This window comes from Aquimarina rhabdastrellae (assembly GCA_947387485.1).
GTDB lineage: Bacteria > Bacteroidota > Bacteroidia > Flavobacteriales > Flavobacteriaceae > Aquimarina.
This window is the reverse complement of the sequence record CANDNT010000005.1, coordinates 33,991-57,944: the sequence shown is the minus strand read 5'-3', so window position 1 is coordinate 57,944 and position 23,954 is coordinate 33,991. Positions and strand designations below refer to the sequence as shown.

The window sequence follows — 23,954 nt, the reverse complement described above, 5'->3', positions numbered from 1 at the left end:
TTAAAATATGATTTATAGTGCTTTGTCTTCTGTTTTAAATCTAAAGTGCTTTTATAAGGCTATTAGCGTTTAAAAAATTATTTTTGCAATCATAAACCACTTTAGCACAACAAAACAAATGATTACTTATTTCTCGTCCAACTTCAAACTTGGAATTTTAGGAGGCGGACAATTAGGCAAAATGCTCCTTTATGAAACTCGAAAGTATGACATTCAAACTCATGTTTTAGACCCCAATCCAGATGCTCCTTGTAAAATTGCTTGTGATTATTTTGAGCAAGGGGATCTAACCGATTTTGATACTGTCTATAATTTTGGAAAAAAAGTAGATATTCTCACTCTCGAAATAGAGGTTATTAATACCGATGCACTTATACAATTAGAAAAAGAAGGCGTTAAAGTATACCCAAATGCAACTACTTTAAAGCGTATTCAAAACAAGGGCACTCAAAAACTTTTTTACAAAGAAAAAAATATTCCGACAGCAAATTTCACGGCATATAATTCAAAAGAAGAGCTATTACAGGCTGTTACAGAGCAGGCTGTTCAATTGCCTTTTGTATGGAAAAGCACTCAAGGTGGATACGATGGTAATGGTGTTGCAATAATACGCTCTATAAATGATATAGAACAATTACCAGACACTCCTTGTATTGCAGAAGATATGATTCCTTTTAAGAAAGAATTGGCTGTAATTGTTGCTCGTAATCCTAGTGGAGAAGTAAAAACATATCCTGTAGTTGAAATGGAATTTCATCCTGAAGCTAATCAGGTAGAATATGTAATTTGTCCTGCTCGTATTCCTGAAAATATTGCGGATAAAGCTAGACAACTTGCTCATCAAGTTTCAAATGCTTTTGAACATGTAGGTATTCTTGCTGTAGAGATGTTTCTTACTCACGAAGATACAATTCTTGTTAATGAGGTTGCTCCTCGCCCACATAATAGTGGTCATTACAGCATAGAAGCTAGTTACACTAATCAATTTGAACAACATCTCCGTGCTGTTTTAAATCTCCCACTCGGAAAAACCGCAAACAAAGTTGGAGGGATTATGGTAAATCTAGTAGGTGAAGAAGGCTATACTGGTAATGTAGCATATCAAAACATAGAAACCATTATGGAAATGGATGGCGTCACACCTCATATTTATGGAAAAAAACAAACTCGTCCTTTCAGAAAAATGGGACATGTAACCATTATTCACGAAGACTTAAGTCAAGCTAGAGTCATAGCCCAAAATGTAAAAAATACAATTAAAGTAATTAGTATATAACACAACATATCAAAATTTATATCTTATGAACAAAGTAGCCGTTATTATGGGAAGTACAAGTGATCTTCCTGTTATGCAACAAGCTATTGATGTTTTAAAGGAATTCGACATCGAAGTTGACGTAGACATTGTTTCTGCTCATCGTACTCCTGAAAAACTATTTGATTTTGCAAAAAATGCCCATACTAGAGGAATCAATGTTATCATAGCCGGAGCTGGTGGTGCTGCGCACTTACCTGGAATGGTAGCCTCTTTATCTCCTTTGCCTGTTATAGGTGTTCCTGTAAAGTCAAGAAATTCTATTGATGGTTGGGATTCTGTACTATCAATCCTACAAATGCCTGGAGGAGTACCTGTAGCTACTGTTGCTCTTGATGGTGCACTTAACGCAGGTATTCTTGCTGCCCAAATCATTGGTGCTTCAAATATGGGTATTCTAAATAAAATATCTACTTATAAAGAAGGTTTAAAAAATAAAGTAATTGAAGGAGCAAAATCGATTACTCAATAAAATAATATTTAAAGAGATATTATTCTCATTATAAAATAAAAAGAGTCGCTAATAATAGCGACTCTTTTACAATATTTAGGTCTTACTAAAAATATAATATTATTTATTAACCAATTTAAATATATTACACAAAATTTTAAAGTAAGACCACTACTCTTAAAACCTGAGTCGAAGGTATACATCTTACATCTTAGCATCGCAAAATTACTAAAAAAAGAAACAGCTTTTTCGATAAAAAACACTTAATATCGACAAAAAGCACATTTTTAACATTCTTACGGGTTAACATCAAGTATAAAAACCTTTTAGCCAATCTCACAACCATTTAACCATACCTTAACATTTTTACCTAAGGTTTTCTTTTAAAAAACAGAATAAATCCATGGCTTTATCTATATTTGATTTAGATAAAAAATTAGTTTATGAGTAATCCTTTATTACAAGTTTTTGACACTGCTCCATTTGCTACAATACAACCAGATCATTTTTTACCTGCTATAAAAAATGCTATAGCCGAAGCTAAAAAAGAAATTAATACTATTGTTACAAATACCGCAGCTCCTACTTTTGAAAATACTATAGAAGCATTGGATTATAGTGGCTATTTATTAAGCCGTGTTTCCAGTACTTTTTCAAACTTAAATAGCGCCGAAACTAATGAGCAAATACAAAAAACTGCTCAAGAAATTTTCCCTCTATTGTCTGAATATGGTAATGATATTGCTTTAAATATTGATTTATTTAAACGTATTGAAGTTGTTTATAATAACAAAGCATCCTTAGATCTTACTCCAGAACAGACTACTTTATTAGATAAAAGTTATAAATCATTTGCTCGTAATGGAGCTACTCTCCCTGAAGAGAAAAAACAACAATTAAGAGCTATTGATAAAGAATTAGCTACATTAAGTTTATCTTTTGGAGAAAATGTTTTAGCAGAGACCAATAAGTTTGAGTTATTCATCACAGACGAAAATGATCTCGATGGCTTACCTGAAGGGGCGAAAGAAGCTGCCAAAGCTTTGGCTATAGCCAAAGAAAAAGAAGGATGGTTATTTACACTAGACTATCCTAGTTATATTCCTTTTATGACTTATGTAAAAAATAGAGCTTTACGTAAAAAAATGGCTCTTGCATTTGCTTCAAAAGGATTTCATAATGATGATTTAGATAATCAAAAAAATGTATTATCTATCGTTAAATTAAGACATCAACGTGCGCAACTATTAGGTTATGATTCTCATGCTTATTACGTATTAGAGCAACGTATGGCAGAAAAACCTGAAAAAGTTTTTACTTTTTTAAATGACATTTTGGCAAAAGCTAAACCTGCTGCTCAAAAAGAATTTGATCGATTACAAAATTTTGCCAAAGAACTTGACAATATCGATAGACTTGAATCATGGGACAAAGCTTATTATTCTGAAAAGTTAAAACAACAATTATTTGACTTAAATGATGAGCAATTAAAGCCTTATTTTAAACTAGAAAATGTAATTGATGGTGTTTTCACTATTGCAGGAAAATTATTCGATCTTCAATTTGAAGAAGTTACTACTATTGATGTCTATCACAATGAAGTAAAAACATATAAAGTGATGGATAATCAAGGACAGTTTATCTCTTACCTTTATGCCGACTTCCATCCTAGATCAGGAAAGCGCAATGGTGCTTGGATGACTTCTTACAAGTCTCAAATGCGTGTTAATGGTGAAGATCAAAGGCCACACATTTCTATTGTTTGTAACTTTACTAAACCTACACCTAGTAAACCTTCATTATTAACTTTTAATGAAGTTACTACTTTATTTCATGAATTTGGACATGCCTTACACGGTATGCTTGCCAACACTACGTATCCTAGTTTATCTGGTACTAGTGTTTATTGGGATTTTGTAGAACTACCTAGTCAAGTTTTAGAAAATTGGTGCTACGAAAAAGAAGCTCTTGAATTATTTGCTAAGCATTATGAAACAGGAGAAGTAATTCCTATTGAGTTAATTGAAAAGATCAAAGCTTCTGCTTCTTTCTTAGAAGGAATGGCTACTTTAAGGCAATTAAGCTTTGGTTTATTAGACATGGCTTGGCACAGTCAAGACCCATCTAATATTACAGATGTTAAAGCTTTTGAAGTTGAAGCATTCAAGAATACTTCTTTATTTCCAAATATAGCAGAGAATTGTATGAGTACTGCTTTTTCTCATATCTTTCAGGGAGGTTATTCTTCTGGATATTATTCTTATAAATGGGCCGAAGTTTTAGACGCAGATGCTTTTGCTCATTTTAAAGAACATGGTATTTTTAATAAAGATATTTCTTCAAAATTTAAAGAACATATTTTATCTAAAGGAGGTACAGAAAACCCAATGACACTTTATAAGCGTTTTAGAGGAAAAGAACCTCAACCAGATGCTTTATTAAAACGTGCTGGATTATTATAACATTAAGCTATTACGCTATATAAAAAGCTGTTATTGCATATGCAATAACAGCTTTTCGGTTATTCAGGTTTAGTGGCCATGAATTCGTTTACTTTTTTATTAAACGTTTATAATACGTTTTTACACCTTGAGTTAGGCTAATAAAATAAATTCCTGTTGACATATTTGATACGTCAATCTTAGTCACTTGCTCATTTAAGACTTCTTCTTTAATAATATCTCCTTTAAGATTTACAATATGTATTGTTCCTTTTTTCCATAAACCATTAGATACCGTTATTGTAACTGATCCTTCTTCAATAGGATTAGGATAGAATTTTAACACCTCGCTATCTTCTCTTAATCCCTGAGCAACAATATCTTGTTTTGCAGTATTCTCACATGCTCCAATTAAGGTCCATCCAGAACTTGTTCTCTCATATAAATTACCAAAATAAGTTACACGGTCTCCTACTTGATAATTAGTTGAAGAATTGTATGCGGCTACACCTTCACAAATATCTGTACTCCCTATATTTTCTTTAATACTAATAGCATCTATAGCTATATCACCTTGCCAACTTGATCCTGTAAGAACATTAAATCTAACTCGAATTTCTTTATTTAAATATGAAGATAAATCTATCGTTTCTGTTAACCAACTAGCTCCTTGACTTCCGCTCTTAGTGGCTATCGTAGTCCAATTAGATCCCCCATCTTCGCTTAATTCTACATCCATGTTCCCCACTGCATTTCCTTGCATATGGTATTGATATTCAAATACAGGAGAAGTCATATTCACTAATTCAAAACATGGTGAGGTTAAAATTGCTCTTCGATTAGGATATCCAGATCCATTACCCGATGCTTCTATATAAATATAGTTACTCCCTTCGGCAGCACTAGAAGGTCCTGTTCCTGTAGAAGGTGTTCCATTACTATTCACATCCCAATCATTATCATCATCACTATTTTGAGTCCACACCTCTATTCCGTTTTCAAACCCTTGATTATATGGTAAACTAGTACTATCACATGCAGGAACTGTACTTTGTGTAGTTATATTGATTGCTGTATAACTAGAATTTGAACCCTGACAATTTGCTCTTACTCTTATTGTATAGGTTGTACCACTATTAAGATTTGACACTGTTGCATTTGTTGTTGAAACAGTTATTGTTGTCCAAGAATTAGCACTTGCTTCTTTATATTGCACTTCATATCCTTGAACATTATTTACTGTACTCCATGAAATACTTGCTGTAGTTGCTGTTACTGCATTTTCTATTAATCCTGTTGGCGTTCCACATGTTGGAATCGTTCCTGTAGTCCCTTTTGCTACTTCTATTAAAAATTCTAGTGCTAGCTTGGTAAACTTCATCGCATGAGTAGCATTAGGTGTAGGTGATCTATCAAAAGTATCATTAGAAGTATGAATATGTGGATTATGTTCTGAAAAATGTGCTTCAAACGGAAAAGAAACATCATATCCTTGTTGTGCCCAACTATAATGGTCTGAACAACCATAATTACATCTAGAAGTTCCATATGTAATTTGATGAGTTCCTGTTGCATTATAATGATCCATCAACTGCATTAAAAAAGTATTCAAATCATTATTAGTATAGGTATCAGTCGAAATAGAAACATCTTGAGCAGATCCTTTATAGTTTGTCATATCAAATTGTACATATCCTATCACATTTACATTTCTGTTTTTATAATCTTCTGCAATTTCTCTAGAACCTCTTAATCCTACTTCTTCTGCTGCATAGGCCATAAACTCTATCGTTCGTTTAGGTTTAAAGTTCATATCAAGTAAAACTCGTGCTGCTTCGGTAATAGTAGATATTCCTGAAGCGTTATCATCTGCACCAGGGGCATTGTTATTATTTCCACTAGCAGTAGAATCTGCATGTCCACCTATTATTACATACTGATCTGGTAATTCTGTTCCTGTAATCGTCATTACCACAGATGGCATATTTGTAGATGTATGATTAACTATTCTTACTGTCACATCACTTCTTCCTGCAGCTAATCCCTCCCATTTAGTTTTTAAATCCATTATTGCTTGGGTTGCACTACTAGTAGTATGGTATCTTGTTCCGTAGTTTTCTAATTCTTGTATTTGATTTGCTATATTAATATTATTAACCAAATTCAAACTTTGATTAACTAATTGATCTTGATCAATAGTATATGCCATCCTATTACTTCTTGATCTTTTAACTAATTGTTCTTTTATAGTTTGTAAAGCTGATTCTTTTGACCTTTCATAAATAAATCCTGGTCCATGCACCAGTACCTTATGATGTAGTTCTTCGGCTCCTTTCTCTGTAAGAAGTACAGCACTTGTTCCTGCTCTTGATGCTAGTATTTCAATTTCACTAGGATGATTCTTTTTTAAAGCCGTAGCATCCTTGGTTTCCATTGTAGCATAAAAGGTTGACTCTCCTTTTTGCGAATACATCGATAAGCTTATCCATAACATGAAAAAGCTTATTATTAGACTATTTTTTTTCATAGATAAAATGAGTTTGTGTTAGATTTATAACTTACACAAAATCAAACAAGAATAAAAACAGTATAACCACAATAAAACAACTGTTTAAGCTTTGCTTTATAATTTAATTCATTCAACTTTTATTTTAATCTACGAATATATTTTTTGATCTTTATTAATAATAGCTTTGCTAGCTTGTTCTTTATTAATTCAAATAACATATTACAAGTATATAGCCTCAACACCTTATCTCTCATAAATCGGTTCATTTTTTTTTAGTACCTTTCAAGCAAAAACAACACGCTATTTTATTTTATTATGTAAGGTTTTAAGAGGTAATACCACATACCTTTTGAACAAACAAACTAGATTCAACATTTTATTTTATTTTTGAAAATACAATAAATAACAACTATGCCGACAAATACTATAGACCCCACTACTTGGGTAGATAAATACAGTGATTATCTATTCAATTATACCATAGTGAGAGTTGATGATAAGGAAATTGCGCAAGATTTGGTACAAGAAACATTTTTGGCAGGTCTTAAGTCTATGAAGAATTTTAAGGGAGAAGCCAGTGAACGAACTTGGCTTATTTCTATCTTAAAAAGAAAGATCATCGATTATTATCGTAAAATAAACAGTAAAAAAGGAAAAGCTGAAGTACGCCTTAATTATAATAGTGACTCTGACTCTGAAGGTGATTGGTTAGAAGAACGAGTTGCAGATCCATTTGATGCTAATGCAGAAGGTGAAATTGAAAATAAAGAATTAGGAACTGCTATTCATAATTGTATAGGTAAATTACCCGAAAAACAGGCTACCATCTTTAAAATGAAAACTATTCAAGGATTTGACACAGAAACTATCTGTGATGAATTCTCCATTACAGCCTCTAATTTATGGGTAATCATCCACAGAGCTAGAACTGCACTTGCTGCTTGTCTAGAAAAAAGCTGGTTTTAATTAAAGTACAACTATGGGAAAAAGCAAAATATTATTAGCTTGTGATGAAGCCAATCACGTTTGTGATAAAGCTCAATATAAAGAAGCTACATTATGGGAAAAAATCAGATTAAATGTTCATCTCATTTATTGTCGTGCTTGTAGAAAATATACTAAAAACAATCTAAAGTTAACTAAACTGATGAAAAGTCCAGAAGTTAAAACTATAGACCAAAGAGACAAACAAGCTATGAAAGAACGTTTAATGCAAGAACTTTCTAATCACCAATAATTTTAGTTTCTCATAACTATAAAATACATCATTTAATCCGTAAACTCGCTTATAAACATCGGGGATTACGGATTTTTTTTATATTATTTTTAATATTTTTTTAAGATAAAAATTGTATCCCACCTTAGATCAAATCTCATCTCAAAACACAAACAACAAATTTACTTTCAACAACTTGAACACAGCACCCTTGTCCATCTAAAATTAACATACATCATTAAAAACAATCATACTATAATGACAAACTATACGTTTTTATAAAAACTTTAATATTTTTTGACATTCTCATGTAATGTTTAAAACCTAACTCCGTCTAATAAGATAATAAAGGCTTTTACCCCAAAGCATTTGTTAGGTGGGTTACCACTAAATTATAGTTCGATAATCATAAAAGTGTTATGAGTAAAAACAAAATATTCGTTGAATGCCATGAGGCGAATCATTATTGTGATAAAAATCAATATAAGGAGGCTACCTTATGGGAAAAAGTAAAGCTTAATATTCATTTGATTTATTGTAGAGCGTGTAGAAAATACTCTGCAAATAATAATAAGCTTACTAAATTAATTAACAAACCAGAAGTTCATAGTATTGCTGATGACCAAAAGCAAGCTATGAAAGATTTGTTAAGCCAAGAATTATCTAAGTAAGATATACTATACAAAACCATATAATCGGAATACTCTCTACCCAAAAGGAACTGTAGTATTCTGATTGTTTTTGTTTGGCTTTCCATAAGAATACCACTGTAATTAAAGCTACTACAAAAAACTTCAAAATACTAAACTTATCCTCTGTATAATTTTGAAGTATTTCTATGCCTATACATATTATTAATAGTATTATACCAAACACTTTGGTTCTAAAGACACCAATCTGTTGCGGAATCGTAGCTAAGGTATCTGGATCATATTTTAAATCTCTTATCTCAAAAGGTAACATTAGAACCACTATAAACAAAAATCGCTGTATCATTTCTAATGCTCCGTTCATATCAATCGTAGCATTAGCATTTAGTATTGGTAAAATAACTGTGACTCCCCCCCATACTACACTAATTACAAAAACTTTTACTCCTGCTTGGCTTCTTAAATTTTTCTCTTTCGGAAAAATGGGCATTGCATATAAAAATGTAAGTATCCCAAAAGGTATGCTATACCACCATAACTTCAACGGAAGTTGCCATAAAAAATAAATTAATGCTATAAAACTACTTAAAGAGAATACTTGGATACTACGTAATGTATCTGTTAGCTTTTTGTGATTAAATTTTGCTAGCTGCGCATATTTCACATAATTATATCCTGTAATTGTCCCAAAAAAACAAAAACCTATAAAAAACAAATCTATAGGAAGTTCAAATTCTAAACTAGTTACGCCTACTAGAGCACATACTGCTAGAGCAACATGCATGCTACTATTGATATAAAAATTTACAAGCTTTTTCATTATTTCATTAACAAAAATACATTTTATGTTAATAAATCCCTTCTTCGGTTAAAAACTTATCACTTATTGATAATTTATTGTATCATTAGTATTATTTTAATATGTATTTTTACTGCCCAAAATCTCAACTGTTTTTATAACATGAAAACCGACTCTTTTAAACTACGCCACATAGGTCCTTCAGACAAGGATTTAAGTAGCATGTTGTCTACAGTAAAAGCTGATTCTTTGGATCAACTTATTTATGAAACAATTCCTGATGATATTTTTTTAAAAAAGCCATTACAACTTGATCCTGCTTTAAGCGAACAAGAATACTTGGCTCATATCCAAAAATTATCATCAAAAAACAAAGTATACAAATCGTATATAGGTCTCGGTTATCATGAAGCCTATTTACCAGCTGTAATTCAACGTAACATACTTGAAAATCCAGGATGGTATACTGCGTATACTCCTTATCAAGCAGAAATTGCTCAAGGTAGATTAGAAGCTTTATTAAACTATCAAACCATGATCTGTGATCTTACAGGTATGGAATTAGCAAATGCTTCTTTACTAGATGAAAGTACTGCTGCTGCAGAGGCAATGACAATGTTATTTGCTTTGAGATCTAGAGCTCAGAAAAAAGAAAATGTCAATAAGTTTTTTGTTTCAGAAGAAATTCTTCCACAAACACTTTCTCTATTACAAACTAGAGCTATTCCTATCGGAATTGAACTTGTAATAGGTGATCATCAACAGTTTGATTTTTCTACTGATTTCTTTGGAGCTATAGTACAGTATCCTGGTAAAACAGGTCAAGTATTTGATTATGCCGATTTTGTTGCTCAGGCACATCAAAATGAAATCAAAGTTGCTGTTGCTGCCGATATATTAAGTTTAGTATCGTTAAAAGCTCCAGGAAGTTTTGATGCAGATGTTGTTGTAGGTACAACACAACGGTTTGGAATCCCATTAGGATATGGAGGTCCTCATGCAGCTTATTTTGCTACGAGAGAAGCTTATAAACGTAATATCCCTGGTCGTATTATTGGTGTTACTCAAGATACTAATGGAGATAGAGCACTACGTATGGCGCTACAAACTAGAGAGCAACATATAAAAAGAGATAAAGCAACTTCAAATATTTGTACTGCCCAAGTATTACTTGCTGTAATGGCTGGAATGTATGCAGTATATCACGGTTCTAAAGGATTATCTTATATCGCTCAAAAAGTAAATGCTACAGCTTATACTTTAGCTACAGCCTTAACTTCTATGGGTATTACACAACAAAACACTTCATATTTTGATACGATCACTGTAAAAGGAGACAGTACTGTAATCAAAACTATCGCAGAACGCAATGAAGTTAATTTCTATTACCCAGATAATGATACTATAGCCATCTCGGTAAATGAAACAACAACATTAGAAGATATAAATACCATTGTGGCTATTTTTGCCGAAGCTACTCAGCAAGATGCAAAAACAATTGATACTTTAATTGAAGCTACAATTCTTGATGACACAGTTAAACGTAATTCTGATTTCTTAACAAATGAAGTATTTAATCAATACCATTCTGAAACAGAATTGATGCGTTACATCAAAAAACTAGAACGTAAAGATTTATCATTAAATCACTCTATGATACCTCTAGGTTCTTGTACTATGAAACTTAATGCTGCAGCAGAAATGCTTCCGTTAAGTAATCCTCAATGGGGTAATATACATCCATTTGTTCCTATTGATCAAGCACAAGGATATCAAGAAGTCTTAACAAAATTAGAAGAACAACTTACAGAAATTACAGGTTTTGCAGGCACTTCATTACAGCCTAATTCTGGTGCTCAAGGAGAGTTTGCTGGATTAATGGCTATTCGTGCTTATCATGAATCGCGTAATGACCATCACAGAAACATTTGTTTAATCCCATCTTCTGCTCATGGTACCAATCCTGCTTCGGCTGTTATGGCTGGAATGAAAGTAGTAGTTACCAAAGCTACAGAAGAAGGTAACATAGATGTTGAAGATTTAAGAGAAAAAGCTATTAAGCACAAAGATAATCTTGCAGCATTAATGGTTACTTATCCTTCTACTCATGGAGTATATGAATCTGCTATTAAAGAGATTACTCAAATCATCCATGATAATGGAGGTCAAGTATATATGGATGGAGCAAATATGAATGCACAAGTAGGATTAACAAATCCTGGTGCAATTGGTGCAGACGTATGTCACTTAAACTTACATAAAACATTTGCTATTCCACATGGTGGAGGCGGTCCTGGAGTTGGTCCTATCTGTGTTGCCGAACAATTAGTTCCTTTCTTACCAGGAAATCCAGTTATACCTACTGGAGGAGAGCAAGCTATTACCGCTATTTCTGCAGCTCCATGGGGATCTGCTCTAGCTTGTCTTATCTCTTATGGATATATTACCATGCTTGGTGCAGATGGATTAAAAGCTGCTACAGAAAATGCTATTCTTAATGCAAATTATATCAAGGAGCGTCTTAACGGTCATTATGATGTATTATACTCTGGAGAACGTGGTAGAGCAGCTCATGAAATGATTGTAGATTGTCGCCCATTCAAAGCTCATGGTATAGAAGTTACTGATATTGCTAAGCGTTTAATGGACTATGGTTTCCATGCTCCTACAGTATCTTTCCCTGTTGCTGGAACGATAATGATTGAACCTACAGAAAGTGAAAGTAAAGCTGAGTTAGATCGTTTTTGTGATGCTTTAATTGCTATTCGTCAAGAAATAGCAGAGGCTAGTGCAGACGAACCTAATAATATTATGAAAAATGCTCCTCATACTCTTGCTATGTTAACTGCAGACACTTGGGATTTCCCATACAGTCGTGAACAAGCAGCTTATCCATTAGCATTTATTGCCGAAAATAAATTTTGGCCAACTGTAAGAAGAGTTGATGATGCTTATGGTGATCGTAACTTAGTTTGTACATGCGCTCCTATTGAAGCATATCTAGAAGCTTAAACATCTTTTATTTTATATATCAAAACAGGTAATCTATAGGTTACCTGTTTTTTTATTTATTTTTGTTTTAATGAAAGACATCCATTCTAGAGAAGATATCACTTTATTACTTCGTAATTTTTACCAAAAGGCCTTAAATGATCCTTCTATTGGTTCTTTCTTTACAGAAATTGCCCAAATCGACTTAGAAGCACATTTACCTCATATTACTGATTTCTGGGAACAACAATTATTTTACACAGGGGCTTATAAAAAAAATGTATTACAAATACATCAAAACATCCATTCTCAAAAAGTCATACAAACTATACATTTTGAGCGATGGCTATCTTTATTCAACACTACTGTGGATGAACTTTTTAAAGGAGAAAAAGCAGACTTAGCAAAAACCCGCGCTTTATCTATTGCGACAGTAATTCGTGTAAAAATAAATACCCCTTCACTTCGTTAATCTTCATAATTAGCTATTTTTACACCTTAATAAAAGATCTTTATTTATGTACGAAGGCACTTTTCCTCATAAAAGGTTTCAGAATACCTTGTCATTTTTACGTAAACATGCTCCTGCTCCATCATCAGTTTTGGATTTAGGTGTACGTAATCCTTTTGTTGATTTTATGGAAAAAGAAGGATATACAGTTACAAATACTCAAGGAGAAGATCTTGATTTAGATATCACAGCAGTATCTAATACAGATGCAGAAATCGTTACTGCTTTTGAAATTTTTGAACATCTTATTGCACCTTTTAACACGCTCAAAGCTATTAAAGCAGACAAACTAGTAGCCTCTGTACCTTTAAAATTATGGTTTGCTCCTGCATATCGAAGTAAAACAGATCCATGGGATCGTCATTATCACGAGTTTGAAGATTGGCAATTTGATTGGTTACTTGAAAAAGCTGGGTGGAAAATTATTGCTCGAGAGCAATGGACTCACCCTGTAAAAAAACTAGGTTTACGTCCTCTTTTAAGGTTATTTACACCTAGATATTATATTGTCTATGCAGAACGTATTTCTTCTTAATTTTTATTATCTATGAAGATTTACATTGTTATTCCTGCACATAATGAAGCTCATTTAATTGGGAAAACCCTAAGTTCATTAGTTGCACAATCTTATCCTGCTTCTAAAATAGTAGTTGTCAATGATAATTCAACAGATACTACAGAGGATGTTTTACAAGAATTTAGTTCAAAACATGCTAATATATCTTATATAAATACCACAACTGCTGCTGTACATCTACCAGGTAGTAAAGTTATTAACGCTTTTTATCACGGTTATGATTCTTTGGATCAAGATTATGATCTTATCTGTAAATTTGATGCTGATCTTATTTTTCCAGAAAATTATCTAGCTACTATAGTTTCTTTATTTAAAACTAACTCTAAAGTAGGTATGGCTGGCGGTTTTTGTTATATCGCATCAGGTCAAGATTGGGTTTTAGAAAACTTAACTAATAAAGACCATATTAGAGGCGCATTAAAAGCTTATCGAAAAGAATGTTTCGTTCAAATCGGTGGTTTAAAACGTGCAATGGGATGGGATACTATTGATGAATTATTGGCACAATATCACAATTGGCAAATTGTTACAGATGAGTCACTACACGTAAAACATCTTAAACCGACAGGGAATACATATAATCCAAAGGCTAAGTACAAACAAGGAGAAGCTTTTTATAAAATGAGATATGGTTTTATTCTTACTGCTATTGCCTCAGTAAAACTAGCTTTATTAAAAAAGCGTCCCAAACTTATTATTGATTATATTCTTGGTTTTTTAAAAGCAAAAAAAAAATATCAAGACTTTTTAGTTTCCAAAGAAGAAGGGGCTTTTATCCGCCAGTTAAGATGGTCAAAAATCAAAGCAAAAATTTTTAAGTAATTAGTATAAAAAAAGAGAAGGTTCCCCTTCTCTTTTTTATTATATCATAGGTATATTATCTATTTTAAAACAAAAGGCAAAACATCTCCTGTTGCTCCATTAGGAAAAGAAATACCTAATAAGGCAGAAATAGTAGGTGCTATATCTGTTATTTTAGTTTTGGTAACTGTACCTCCTTTTTTAATTCCATTTCCATAAAATAAAAGAGGCACATGAGTATCATAATTCATTCCGCTTCCGTGTGTTGTTCCTGTTTCATAAAATGAGTAAATCACAGCAGGATCAAATACAAATATAACATCTCCACTTCTCTTTTGATTAAACCCTTTCTGAATCAAATATGGTAATCCTATTGTATAATTTCCAGTTTCTAATTGCTCTCTTGTAAATGTATAACTCACTTTCTCTTGCTGTAATAAGAAATGTGAGACTACATTTTGAAGTTTTTCATGATCAATTTTTTTCTCCGCTAGTATTTCGTAATTAAAAAACACTTGATTGTTCAATATTTTTTTGATCAACTTTTCTTCTCCAAAAGTCTCTTTAACATAATTATTTACTTTTGCTTTTAAATCATCAATATTGATATACCCTGCTGGTATTTTCACTGATTTTAAATATGCTGGTACATGAACAGCACCATGATCTGCTGTTAAAAACACTGTATAATTTCCTTTACCTACTTTGGCATCTAAACCTGTTAATAATCTTGCTAAATCTTGATCTAATCTTAAATATGTATCTTCAAGCTCTTTTGAGTTTACACCAAAATTATGTCCTACATAATCTGTACTTGAAAAACTTACTGTTAAAAAATCTGTATCGGTATCTTTTCCTAAATCTTCTCCGTCTACTGCTGCCAAAGCAAAATCAGCAGTTAAACTATTTCCATAAGGTGTAGATTTTATAATACTATATCCTTTATTCTTATCTTTCAACTTTTTTAAGTCATACGGAAAAGTAGCTGTTTCTTTTCCTTCAAAACCTCCTTCAAAAGTATTTGAATCTGTTCCACTTTCTTTATAGGTCTTTATATCGTATAACGTATTCCATTCTTTAAGGTAACTATCCGCTTTCTTAGAAGTATTAAAATTTGATACCCATTTTGGAAGTTTTTTCATGTAATGAGAACTTGTAATCCACTTCCCTTCATTCTTTCCAAGAAACCAATATGCTGCATTTGCAGTATGACCTGCTGGTAAAATCGCTCCACGATCCTTTAATGAAATACCAATCGTTTTACCTCTCATTTGTGTATGCAATCTATTTTGATCTGCTACAGTCATCGTTTTTAATCGATGTGGAGACATCTTCCCTGCTCTATCTTCAGTTCCAATAGGATTAACATTATTATCTGAAGCGCAATAAACCTCTTCATCTTTAAACTTATCATACCATGTATTAGAAATCACTCCATGTATTTGAGGTGTTGTTCCTGTATAAACCGAAGCATGTCCAGGTCCTGTATATGTAGGTATATAATTAAAATGATTGTTTTTACAGTTAAATCCTTCGTTCATCATTCGTTTGAATCCCTCGTCTCCAAAACGGTCATAAAAACGAGTTAAGTAATCATATCTCATTTGATCAACGACTACTCCTACAACTAACTTAGGCACATCTGTATTAACTGTTGTTAATGGTGCCTGCTGCGCTTTACATTGTATTGTAAGTGTTGTAAGGAACAGTGCTGTAAATAGTTTTTTAAGCATGGTAATCTAAATTTTATAGTACAAATGTACTATAACTCTTGGTGAATATCTTTATTAAAATGTTAAAGCCCTTAACTAAAAAGAAGGATTCTTTATTCAATTTATCATAAGCTGTACTCTTATTGTTTAAATTCGATTCTAGTGTTTTAAGAAATTTTAAAGTAGTCTCTACAATAAGTCCTTAATATTTTTTCTATTTTAGCCCTATACTTTAGCTACAGATATATGTTTTATTTAGACGATATTGGTCGTTATTTTTTGATGTTAAAAGGAGTCTTTAGTCGAATGACCAAAGGATCTGTATTGCGAAACTTAATTCTTAAAGAAATAGATGACCTTATACTAGGCTCTTTGGGAATCACTGTGTTTCTAGCTTTCTTTATCGGAGCTGTAGTTGCAATACAAACTGCTTTAAACTTAACTAATCCATTAATCCCAAAACAATTAATTGGATTTGCTTCAAGACAATCTATTATACTTGAATTTGCCCCTACTTTTTTATCAGTTATTATGGCGGGTAAAGTAGGTTCGTTTATTACTTCTAGTATTGGTACTATGCGAGTAACAGAGCAAATTGATGCTCTTGAAGTTATGGGTATTAATTCTCTTAATTATCTGGTTTTCCCTAAAATCATAGCCATGTTTATGTATCCTTTTGTCATTGCTATTGCAATGTTTGTAGGAATTCTAGGTGCATATATCGCTGGTGTTTATGGTGGATTCTTATCTAGTATAGATTTTATTACGGGATTACAAGAGGAGTTTATTTCGTATCACTTAGTCTATGCCTTTATTAAAACTGCTATATTTTCTTTTTTATTAGCTACTATTCCTTCGTTTCATGGTTATTATATGAAAGGTGGTGCTCTAGAGGTAGGTAAAGCTAGTACTACTGCCTTTGTATGGACTACAGTAGTAATCATTATTGCCAACTACATATTAACTCAATTACTTTTAAGCTAATGATAGAAGTTACTAATTTACATAAGGGGTTTAATGGTGAAGCCATCTTAAAAGGAATCACAACTACTTTTGAAAGAGGTAAAACAAATCTTATCATAGGTACTAGTGGTAGTGGTAAAACAGTTTTTTTAAAATGTTTATTAGGGTTATTCACTCCAGAACAAGGTAGTATATGCTATGATGGTGCTACTTATTCTGATTTAAATATTGAGCAACAGCGAAATCTACGTGAACAGATGGGAATGGTTTTTCAAGGTAGTGCGTTATTTGATTCCATGACTGTTGAAGAAAACGTAATGTTTCCTTTACAAATGTTTACCAAACAATCAAAAGAGGAAATGCTAGAGCGTGTTTATACCGTACTTAAACGTGTTAATCTAGAAAATGCAGAAAAAAAACTACCGTCTGAGATTAGTGGTGGTATGCAAAAGCGTGTTGCCATTGCACGAGCTATTGTAACGCATCCTAAATATTTATTTTGTGATGAGCCTAACTCTGGTCTTGACCCAAGGACAGCTATTGTAATTGATAACCTCATCAAAGAAATTACAGAAGAATATGATATCACAACTGTAATCAATACTCATGATATGAACTCTGTTATGGAAATTGGTGAAAAGATTGTATTCTTACAAAAAGGTTTTCTTGAATGGGAAGGAGATAAATCTCAGATCTTTAAAACCGACAATAAAGCTGTTACTGATTTTGTTTATTCTTCTAACTTATTTAAAAAAGTAAGAGATGCACAATTAAAAGGTTTATAAAATACTTTAATTCATATAAAACAAAGGCTCAGAAAATTTCTGAGCCTTTTGTTTATCCTATTATTTTGAATCCTTATTGTATCCTATATAAAATGAAAACCTCCGGTAATCAGCCGGAGGTCCATTCATCAATCAAAAAACGAACAGTTATGTTATGAAACTGTTTGTAGTCGTTACTCTATTGAGTATATTTTAAAGTCTTATGTATTATTTCATCTTTATATCTATGTAGACGAGTTTTTTTCGATTTTATTACATCAAACATTAAAAAAATATTATTTTTTTAATGCACTTCTAGCTCACCCACCTTTAACTCACTCTTAATCCAGCCTTTAAGCTTTACATTTTCTATAGGAATAATACTATCTGGTACAGAAGATTTCCATTTAGGAAAGATCACAGCTACTGTATCAACCTTAAGAAAATTAGATCTTAGTACTTTTGCAAAACCTATAGTTTCTAAACCTGAAAATCTAATTTTAGCGTCTTTAGCAATTACATTAAATGGTATTACTCCACCGTTATTATCTTTAACTGCCAATTGACTTTTTAATTGTACTATCTGACTACTAAGACTGTCTATCGTTTTTTCAAGGTTTTTATTTCTCACTTCCATTCGTTCAATTTCTACAATGGCGCGATCATAAGCTTTTGATACTTGATCTATCCCTCTAGCTTTATTACCATTAATATCCAACTTAAAATCTTGAATATATTTATAATCTATTAATTCTTTTCGCAAATCACTTTCGGTCACTTCAGAAATTTCTCCACTGAAATATAAACGCAATACTTTATCATTTAAGTCATATGTATGCTTATATAGATAGAGGTTATCATTTGCTGTAATTTCATCTTTGATATAGTTGCGAATATCTCCTTCCAGATTACTTGTTTGCCAAACGTGCCAAAATGTAACTCCCGCAGGAACCATTGCTAATATAGCTACAAACGATGCTAATTGTGCAATACGCTTTCTTCTTATAGAATTTGCATAACGCAACATAGGGAAACGTAGTAGTTTTAATACTATAAACGTAGCTAGTGCAATAAATATCGTGTTAATAGTAAATAAATACAATGCTCCTAAAGCATATTCATATTTACCTATTGCTAGACCAAACCCTACAGTACATAATGGTGGCATTAAGGCTGTTGCTATGGCTACCCCAAAAATCACACTGGCTATTGTTCCTTTTTTAGTACGTGCAATAATCAATGCCGCTCCTCCAAAGAACGCAATTAATACATCTCGTATATCTGGCCTAGTTCGTGCTAATAACTCTGAAGATTCTTCTTTTAACGGAAATAAATAAAAGAAAAGAAATGCCGTAATGATACTTAAACCAATCATTACTCCAAAATTGATTAACGATTTACGAAGTGTATCAATATCATTTATAGCAATGGATAATCCTATTCCTAAAATTGGCCCCATTAATGGCGAAATTAACATGGCTCCGATCACTACTGGAATCGAATTTGCATTTAACCCTATCGATGCCACAAAAATCGAACAAATTAAAATCCAAGCTGTAGCTCCTTTAAACGGGATATCTGCTTTGATTAATTCTATAGTACTCTCTCGATCTGTATCTTGTCTAAAATCTAATAACTCATGTAAAAAAGTAGTTGCACTAAGCCATAACCCTTTAGCATCTTTTTTTATTGCTTCCTTCTGTTCTTCTACCTTTTTTGCTTGAGCTTGTTCTGCTTCTGGCGTTGGTGGTATTTGCTTATTTTCTTCTGTATTATCGGTATTATTATTTGTATTTTCTTCTGACATATATTTATGCGTATTTATCTCCGTAGGTTGTTTTTACATTTGTTAATACTTTTTTAATATCCTGCTCCTTAGCTTTTGGATAAATCAAAAGCACATCTTCTTTATCTACCACAATATAATCTTTTAAACCGTCTACCACAACTACCTTATTATTAGCGGTTCTAATCATATTTCCTTCTGCATCTTCTAATAACACTCGTGCATTTACTACGGCATTATTTCCTTCTTGTTTATCTAACTTATCGTATAGAGATCCCCAAGTCCCCAAATCATTCCAGTCAAATGTTGCCGGTAACACATAAACATTTGAAGCCTTTTCTAAAATGGCATAATCAATAGAAATATTTTCTGCTTGTGGATAATGCTCATCTATAAAAGATTTTTCTTCGGCAGTATTATATTGTATTTCTCCCTTTGCAAAAAGAGAAGTCATCTCATCTTGATACTCTTTAAAGGCTTTGAGTATACTCGTTACACTCCAGATAAAAATCCCTGCATTCCATAAATAATTTCCTTCTGCTAAGAATTTCTTTGCTGTATCATAATCTGGTTTTTCTGTAAACTGTGATACTTTTTTTATTGCATTTTCTACTGCTTCATATTGTATATAACCATATCCAGTATTGGGAAAAGTAGGTTTTATACCCAAGGTCATTAACATATCTTCTTGACTACATGCCTTAAAAGAGTGTTCTAGATTTACTATAAATGCATCTTCATCTTCTATCCAATGATCACTAGGTGCTACTACCATAACAGCATCTGGATTCTCTTTTTGAATCTTCATTGAAGCATATAATATACATGGTGCCGTATTACGCATTGCCGGCTCTGTCACCACTTGTCTTTGTGCTATTTGTGGTAATTGCTCTAGTACTAAATCATTGTAACGCTCATTAGTAAGAATAAAAATATTTTCTTCGGGAATTAATTTTGCTAATCTTTTAAATGTACGCTGAATCAACGTTTCTCCCGTACCTAACATATCATGAAATTGTTTAGGAAATTCTGAAGTACTTACAGGCCAAAATCTTGACCCTATTCCTCCTGCCATTAAAATTGCATAATAATTTTTACTCATCTAAGTTGGTTTATACGTTAATGATTTCTACTTCTGCATTAGGATTGAACAAATATATTTTACCTGTATTCAACTCCATACATTCATATCGTTTTACTCTCTTATTACCTCTTTTAAAAACACGTCCGTTATACAATCTAAAAACACCTCCTGGTGGAATTTCAAAAACATAATTCTTATCACTAGGCGGATCGTATTGTTTTAGTGCAATAGAGAGCTGTGCATCTGTATCACTACTTGCTTTTGGATTTTTAAAATGTCTTGCTATTAAGGGTAATAATTTTGCCGGAAAAACCCCTGGATTAATATACGGTAACATTAAATGTTGAAAGGTTTTTTTCCATTCTATACCATGAGGTTTAATTCTCATCCCATATCGCTCAAAAGCTATAAGATGTGCTATTTCGTGAATTAGAGTAATCAAAAAACGATACGGATTTAATGACGAATTTACCGTGATTTGGTGTTGCCCATTGGGCATTCTACGATAATCTCCATGTCGTGTTACACGCTCATTCACTATCTTTAAATGTACATTATGCTTAATGATCAAATTAAACGCTGGCACTACTGCCTGCTCTGGTATATATTTTTTTAAAATTTCTTTCAACGTATTTCTCCTCAATTACATGTATAATATGCACCTTACGAACTGCATATATAGTAACAAAATAATCAATTCGGTATATTTCTAGTAACTTTTTGAGTTATTTTTCTATAAATATCGATAAACGGTCATTTTATCTTTCTTTTTTAAGGTTACTCCTTATTTGTTGTAAGGCAAAAACTCGTTTCCTTTTTTATTAGTAATTTAATGTCCTTAAAAAACCATCGTATATAAATACCTCATCATGAATAGAAAAACCTTTTTAAATCTAGGAGCAAAAGCTTCTTTGTTTTTTGGACTTACTCCAGCCATAACTTCTTGTGCTAATACTCCTGAAAAAAACACTGCCGATGCTGAGCAAATTAAAGAGTCTTTGGCTGTTGCCAAAGCTACGGGTAGTGCTTTATCTTTAACTGCTAATCCTATACCTAAAGTCCGAATAGGAATCATAGGTTTAGGTAATAGAGGTTCTGTTTTATTAAACATGCATGAATGGCTTATTAAAAATGATCATGCCCAAATCGTTGCTTTATCAGACCTTAAAGAGGATAAAGTAAATAAGAATAATGACTACCTAAAAACGATTCAAAAAGAAGAAGCTTCTTTATATTTTGGTAGTGAAGATGCATGGAAAAAGGTTGCCGAACGTGATGATATTGATCTTCTTTTAATTGCTACTCCATGGAAATATCATACTCCTATGTCTATTTATGGAATGGAAAATGGTAAACATGTAGCCTGCGAAGTACCTATTGCTTATACTCTTGAAGATTGCTGGAAGATTATTGAGGTTACAGAGCGTACTCAAAAACACTGCATTATGCTCGAAAATTGTTGTTTTAATGGTGAAGAGCTTTGGATTTTAAACATGATTGATCAAGGTGTTTTTGGTGAAGTTAATCATGCAGAAGGTGCTTATATTCACGATTTAAGAAAGCATTTATTAGATGATGTGTATTATGAAGATCAATGGCGTATCAAGCATCATCAAACTCGTAATGGTAATTTTTATACAACTCATGGTTTAGGTCCTGTGAGTTTTTATATGGATATTGGTCGTGGTGATATGTATGATCACCTAGTTTCTATGAGTTCTAAAGAACGTAGTTTAAGTCTCGCTGCCGAAGCTCAAAATAGCAAGTTTAACAATTTTGCTTGTGGTGATATGAATACAACTTTAATCAAAACTAAGCTTGGTAAAAGTATCATGCTTCAATTTGATGTGCACACTGGGCGTCCTTATTCAAGATTAAATACTGTTACTGGTACAAAAGCGGTTCATCAGGGATATCCTTCTAAATTATTTATCAATGAGCCTGAACTTAAATACTGGGGACATAATTGGTTAAAGGACGAAGAATATAAAGCTTATCGCGAAAAATACGATCATCCTTTATGGAATAAACTCAAACAACAGATTTCTGATAAATCTATTGGTCATGGCGGTATGGATTTTGTTATGATTTATCGTCTTATTCGTTGTCTTAATGAAGGATTACCTTTAGACATTAATGTATACGATAGTGTTTTATGGAGTTCCATTACACCTCTTTCTGAAGCTTCTGTTGCTAATAATAGTACTAGTATTCAGATTCCTGATTTTACTGGCGGTACCTGGAAAAACAAACGTAAAGCTGAAGTTTTACGCACGATATAATTTACATACCAAAAACCTTTTGAGTAACTTTTTCTAAACTCAAAAGGTTTTTTTCTACACTTGCTAATAGTGTAAATTGATTTTTTGCTCTTACCAAATTATGTTCTTTATATACAATATTATAATACACATCTCCATTAAGATAATCTGTTAAAAAACGAATTGCCATTATATATATCATTGTTTTCACACCTGAAACCAAATGCTCTTTTTCTACAGTTGTTAAATGTTTTGCTCCTACAGCAGCATATCCTTTACAAAACGCTTCATAAAATGTTAAGTTAATAGCTATTTTTGCAAGCTCTTTTTCATCTTCATTAGCTGTCGCACAAATTGAACGCACTGCATCTCCAAAGTCATAATGTACAATTCCAGGCATTACTGTATCCAAATCAATAACACATTTACCTTTATCCTCCATATCAAACAAGATATTTGATATCTTGGTGTCATTGTGTGTCATTCTAAGTGGTACCGCTTTACTTTCTTTTAATTTGTTTAGCAGGTGCATTTCTTCTTTATATGCTATAGCTTGTTTTATCCATGAAGCAGCAATTTCTTTTCGTTGAGAAACACCTGTTTTTATAGCTTTTTCTAACTGTTCATATCGTAATGCTACATCGTGAAATCCAGGTATAATCTCATAAAATTTATTTGGATCAAGATCAGCTGTTGCTTTATGAAAATGTGCAAATAATTTTCCTGCTTCATAAACCTGTTCTTCTTGAGTAGCTCGCAGAATACATTTACTCTCTGGTATATATAACATCATATTCCAGTGATTTAATGCTTTATCAACATACCAATAATTCCCTTCTTGAGTAGCTATATATTTTATAGTATCATAAACTAATCGTTCTGTTTTATAATACGTTTGCATTACTTCACTCACTGCTACTTTGTTGTGTTGTAATGCTGCTACATCTGTAAAAACAGCTGTATTTATTTGTTGTAACACATACTGTTGTTCATTATGTGTTGTTATTAAATAGGTAATATTAATATGCCCAGAGGTTAGTTTAGTTATTGTTTTTATAACTTCATCTTTTTTAAATTGTTCTAATATCCTCTGTAATTCTTTTTGCATAGATTCTATTTAAAA

General features: G+C 32.3%; 20 protein-coding genes. 13 read left to right on the top strand and 7 right to left on the bottom strand.

What is annotated here, in order from left to right; translation table 11 throughout:
* Positions 1 to 118: 118 nt before the first annotated feature.
* The 3 genes from ACYEKI_RS09940 to ACYEKI_RS09930 all read left to right on the top strand — a co-directional run bounded on the left by ACYEKI_RS09940 (position 119) and on the right by ACYEKI_RS09930 (position 4,228).
* The gene (locus ACYEKI_RS09940) at positions 119 to 1,276 is read left to right on the top strand and encodes a 5-(carboxyamino)imidazole ribonucleotide synthase (protein WP_459211039.1); all 1,158 of its coding nucleotides are present in this window, start codon (positions 119 to 121) and stop codon (positions 1,274 to 1,276) included.
* 25 nt (positions 1,277 to 1,301) lie between these two features.
* Positions 1,302 to 1,787 carry a 5-(carboxyamino)imidazole ribonucleotide mutase gene (gene purE / locus ACYEKI_RS09935; RefSeq protein ID WP_459211038.1) on the top strand — a complete coding sequence of 162 codons (486 nt, stop codon included), beginning with the start codon at positions 1,302 to 1,304 and terminating at the stop codon, positions 1,785 to 1,787.
* A gap of 422 nt (positions 1,788 to 2,209) precedes the next feature.
* Positions 2,210 to 4,228, top strand: coding sequence for a M3 family metallopeptidase (locus ACYEKI_RS09930; protein ID WP_459211037.1), 2,019 nt, complete (start codon positions 2,210 to 2,212; stop codon positions 4,226 to 4,228).
* Positions 4,229 to 4,316: 88 nt separating this feature from the next.
* On the opposite strand, the gene ACYEKI_RS09925 is transcribed toward ACYEKI_RS09930, so the two are convergent.
* Positions 4,317 to 6,734, bottom strand: a complete 2,418-nt coding sequence (locus tag ACYEKI_RS09925; protein WP_459211036.1) for a M20/M25/M40 family metallo-hydrolase — start codon at positions 6,732 to 6,734, stop codon at positions 4,317 to 4,319.
* 393 nt (positions 6,735 to 7,127) lie between these two features.
* On the opposite strand from ACYEKI_RS09925, the gene ACYEKI_RS09920 reads away from it, so the two are divergent.
* The 3 genes from ACYEKI_RS09920 (at position 7,128) to ACYEKI_RS09910 (ending at position 8,603) form a co-directional block, all read left to right on the top strand.
* Positions 7,128 to 7,682 carry a sigma-70 family RNA polymerase sigma factor gene (locus tag ACYEKI_RS09920; protein WP_459211035.1) on the top strand — a complete coding sequence of 185 codons (555 nt, stop codon included), beginning with the start codon at positions 7,128 to 7,130 and terminating at the stop codon, positions 7,680 to 7,682.
* A 13-nt stretch (positions 7,683 to 7,695) separates the two neighbouring features.
* Positions 7,696 to 7,953, top strand: coding sequence for a hypothetical protein (locus ACYEKI_RS09915; RefSeq protein WP_459211034.1), 258 nt, complete (start codon positions 7,696 to 7,698; stop codon positions 7,951 to 7,953).
* Positions 7,954 to 8,351: 398 nt separating this feature from the next.
* Positions 8,352 to 8,603, top strand: coding sequence for a hypothetical protein (locus ACYEKI_RS09910; protein WP_459211033.1), 252 nt, complete (start codon positions 8,352 to 8,354; stop codon positions 8,601 to 8,603).
* Here the strand turns inward: ACYEKI_RS09910 and ACYEKI_RS09905 are convergent.
* Entirely contained in the window at positions 8,596 to 9,402 is an 807-nt protein-coding gene (locus ACYEKI_RS09905) for a UbiA prenyltransferase family protein (protein WP_459211032.1), read from the bottom strand. The genes ACYEKI_RS09910 and ACYEKI_RS09905 overlap by 8 nt on opposite strands.
* A gap of 141 nt (positions 9,403 to 9,543) precedes the next feature.
* On the opposite strand from ACYEKI_RS09905, the gene gcvP reads away from it, so the two are divergent.
* The 4 genes from gcvP (at position 9,544) to ACYEKI_RS09885 (ending at position 14,282) form a co-directional block, all read left to right on the top strand.
* Positions 9,544 to 12,393, top strand: a complete 2,850-nt coding sequence (gene gcvP, locus ACYEKI_RS09900; RefSeq protein WP_459211031.1) for an aminomethyl-transferring glycine dehydrogenase — start codon at positions 9,544 to 9,546, stop codon at positions 12,391 to 12,393.
* 70 nt (positions 12,394 to 12,463) lie between these two features.
* Entirely contained in the window at positions 12,464 to 12,844 is a 381-nt protein-coding gene (locus ACYEKI_RS09895; RefSeq protein WP_459211030.1) for a group III truncated hemoglobin, read from the top strand.
* Between the two features lie 46 nt (positions 12,845 to 12,890).
* Entirely contained in the window at positions 12,891 to 13,418 is a 528-nt protein-coding gene (locus tag ACYEKI_RS09890; RefSeq protein ID WP_459211029.1) for a methyltransferase domain-containing protein, read from the top strand.
* A gap of 12 nt (positions 13,419 to 13,430) precedes the next feature.
* Entirely contained in the window at positions 13,431 to 14,282 is an 852-nt protein-coding gene (locus tag ACYEKI_RS09885) for a glycosyltransferase family 2 protein (RefSeq protein WP_459211028.1), read from the top strand.
* Between the two features lie 59 nt (positions 14,283 to 14,341).
* Here the strand turns inward: ACYEKI_RS09885 and pafA are convergent, their stop codons facing one another.
* Positions 14,342 to 15,994, bottom strand: coding sequence for an alkaline phosphatase PafA (pafA, locus tag ACYEKI_RS09880; RefSeq protein ID WP_459211027.1), 1,653 nt, complete (start codon positions 15,992 to 15,994; stop codon positions 14,342 to 14,344).
* A 225-nt stretch (positions 15,995 to 16,219) separates the two neighbouring features.
* Between pafA and ACYEKI_RS09875 the strand changes: the two genes are divergently transcribed.
* Positions 16,220 to 16,957, top strand: a complete 738-nt coding sequence (locus ACYEKI_RS09875) for an MlaE family ABC transporter permease (protein ID WP_459211026.1) — start codon at positions 16,220 to 16,222, stop codon at positions 16,955 to 16,957.
* Positions 16,957 to 17,721 carry an ABC transporter ATP-binding protein gene (locus ACYEKI_RS09870; protein ID WP_459211025.1) on the top strand — a complete coding sequence of 255 codons (765 nt, stop codon included), beginning with the start codon at positions 16,957 to 16,959 and terminating at the stop codon, positions 17,719 to 17,721. Before ACYEKI_RS09875 ends, ACYEKI_RS09870 begins: the two co-directional genes overlap by 1 nt.
* Positions 17,722 to 18,004: 283 nt before the next feature.
* Here the strand turns inward: ACYEKI_RS09870 and ACYEKI_RS09865 are convergent, their stop codons facing one another.
* Genes ACYEKI_RS09865 through ACYEKI_RS09855 form a run of 3 tightly spaced genes read right to left on the bottom strand, consistent with a single transcriptional unit; the run spans position 18,005 to position 21,198 of the window.
* Positions 18,005 to 19,507, bottom strand: coding sequence for a DUF389 domain-containing protein (locus ACYEKI_RS09865; protein WP_459211024.1), 1,503 nt, complete (start codon positions 19,505 to 19,507; stop codon positions 18,005 to 18,007).
* A gap of 4 nt (positions 19,508 to 19,511) precedes the next feature.
* On the bottom strand, positions 19,512 to 20,588 hold the full coding sequence (locus ACYEKI_RS09860; protein ID WP_459211023.1) for a mannose-1-phosphate guanylyltransferase: 1,077 nt from the start codon (positions 20,586 to 20,588) through the stop codon (positions 19,512 to 19,514).
* Positions 20,589 to 20,598: 10 nt separating this feature from the next.
* Positions 20,599 to 21,198: a SprT-like domain-containing protein gene (locus ACYEKI_RS09855; RefSeq protein ID WP_459211022.1), complete on the bottom strand. Its 600-nt coding sequence runs from the start codon at positions 21,196 to 21,198 to the stop codon at positions 20,599 to 20,601.
* A 241-nt stretch (positions 21,199 to 21,439) separates the two neighbouring features.
* On the opposite strand from ACYEKI_RS09855, the gene ACYEKI_RS09850 reads away from it, so the two are divergent.
* On the top strand, positions 21,440 to 22,852 hold the full coding sequence (locus ACYEKI_RS09850) for a Gfo/Idh/MocA family protein (RefSeq protein ID WP_459211021.1): 1,413 nt from the start codon (positions 21,440 to 21,442) through the stop codon (positions 22,850 to 22,852).
* Between the two features lies 1 nt (position 22,853).
* Here the strand turns inward: ACYEKI_RS09850 and ACYEKI_RS09845 are convergent, their stop codons facing one another.
* A complete protein-coding gene (locus tag ACYEKI_RS09845) occupies positions 22,854 to 23,939 on the bottom strand; it encodes a phosphotransferase enzyme family protein (RefSeq protein ID WP_459211020.1) in 1,086 nt (361 codons plus the stop codon).
* Between the last annotated feature and the right edge of the window lie 15 nt (positions 23,940 to 23,954).

Excerpts from the sequence above, each read along its gene's own strand:
- ACYEKI_RS09865 (WP_459211024.1), bottom strand. The coding sequence starts at position 19,507 with ATGTCAGAAGAAAATACAAATAATAATACCGATAATACAGAAGAAAAT.
- ACYEKI_RS09860 (WP_459211023.1), bottom strand. The coding sequence starts at position 20,588 with ATGAGTAAAAATTATTATGCAATTTTAATGGCAGGAGGAATAGGGTCA.
- ACYEKI_RS09845 (WP_459211020.1), bottom strand. The coding sequence starts at position 23,939 with ATGCAAAAAGAATTACAGAGGATATTAGAACAATTTAAAAAAGATGAA.
- ACYEKI_RS09875 (WP_459211026.1), top strand. The coding sequence starts at position 16,220 with ATGTTTTATTTAGACGATATTGGTCGTTATTTTTTGATGTTAAAAGGA.
- gcvP (WP_459211031.1), top strand. The coding sequence starts at position 9,544 with ATGAAAACCGACTCTTTTAAACTACGCCACATAGGTCCTTCAGACAAG.
- ACYEKI_RS09920 (WP_459211035.1), top strand. The coding sequence starts at position 7,128 with ATGCCGACAAATACTATAGACCCCACTACTTGGGTAGATAAATACAGT.
- ACYEKI_RS09915 (WP_459211034.1), top strand. The coding sequence starts at position 7,696 with ATGGGAAAAAGCAAAATATTATTAGCTTGTGATGAAGCCAATCACGTT.
- pafA (WP_459211027.1), bottom strand. The coding sequence starts at position 15,994 with ATGCTTAAAAAACTATTTACAGCACTGTTCCTTACAACACTTACAATA.
- ACYEKI_RS09895 (WP_459211030.1), top strand. The coding sequence starts at position 12,464 with ATGAAAGACATCCATTCTAGAGAAGATATCACTTTATTACTTCGTAAT.
- ACYEKI_RS09925 (WP_459211036.1), bottom strand. The coding sequence starts at position 6,734 with ATGAAAAAAAATAGTCTAATAATAAGCTTTTTCATGTTATGGATAAGC.
- ACYEKI_RS09930 (WP_459211037.1), top strand. The coding sequence starts at position 2,210 with ATGAGTAATCCTTTATTACAAGTTTTTGACACTGCTCCATTTGCTACA.
- ACYEKI_RS09850 (WP_459211021.1), top strand. The coding sequence starts at position 21,440 with ATGAATAGAAAAACCTTTTTAAATCTAGGAGCAAAAGCTTCTTTGTTT.
- ACYEKI_RS09870 (WP_459211025.1), top strand. The coding sequence starts at position 16,957 with ATGATAGAAGTTACTAATTTACATAAGGGGTTTAATGGTGAAGCCATC.
- purE (WP_459211038.1), top strand. The coding sequence starts at position 1,302 with ATGAACAAAGTAGCCGTTATTATGGGAAGTACAAGTGATCTTCCTGTT.
- ACYEKI_RS09910 (WP_459211033.1), top strand. The coding sequence starts at position 8,352 with ATGAGTAAAAACAAAATATTCGTTGAATGCCATGAGGCGAATCATTAT.
- ACYEKI_RS09885 (WP_459211028.1), top strand. The coding sequence starts at position 13,431 with ATGAAGATTTACATTGTTATTCCTGCACATAATGAAGCTCATTTAATT.
- ACYEKI_RS09890 (WP_459211029.1), top strand. The coding sequence starts at position 12,891 with ATGTACGAAGGCACTTTTCCTCATAAAAGGTTTCAGAATACCTTGTCA.
- ACYEKI_RS09905 (WP_459211032.1), bottom strand. The coding sequence starts at position 9,402 with ATGAAAAAGCTTGTAAATTTTTATATCAATAGTAGCATGCATGTTGCT.
- ACYEKI_RS09940 (WP_459211039.1), top strand. The coding sequence starts at position 119 with ATGATTACTTATTTCTCGTCCAACTTCAAACTTGGAATTTTAGGAGGC.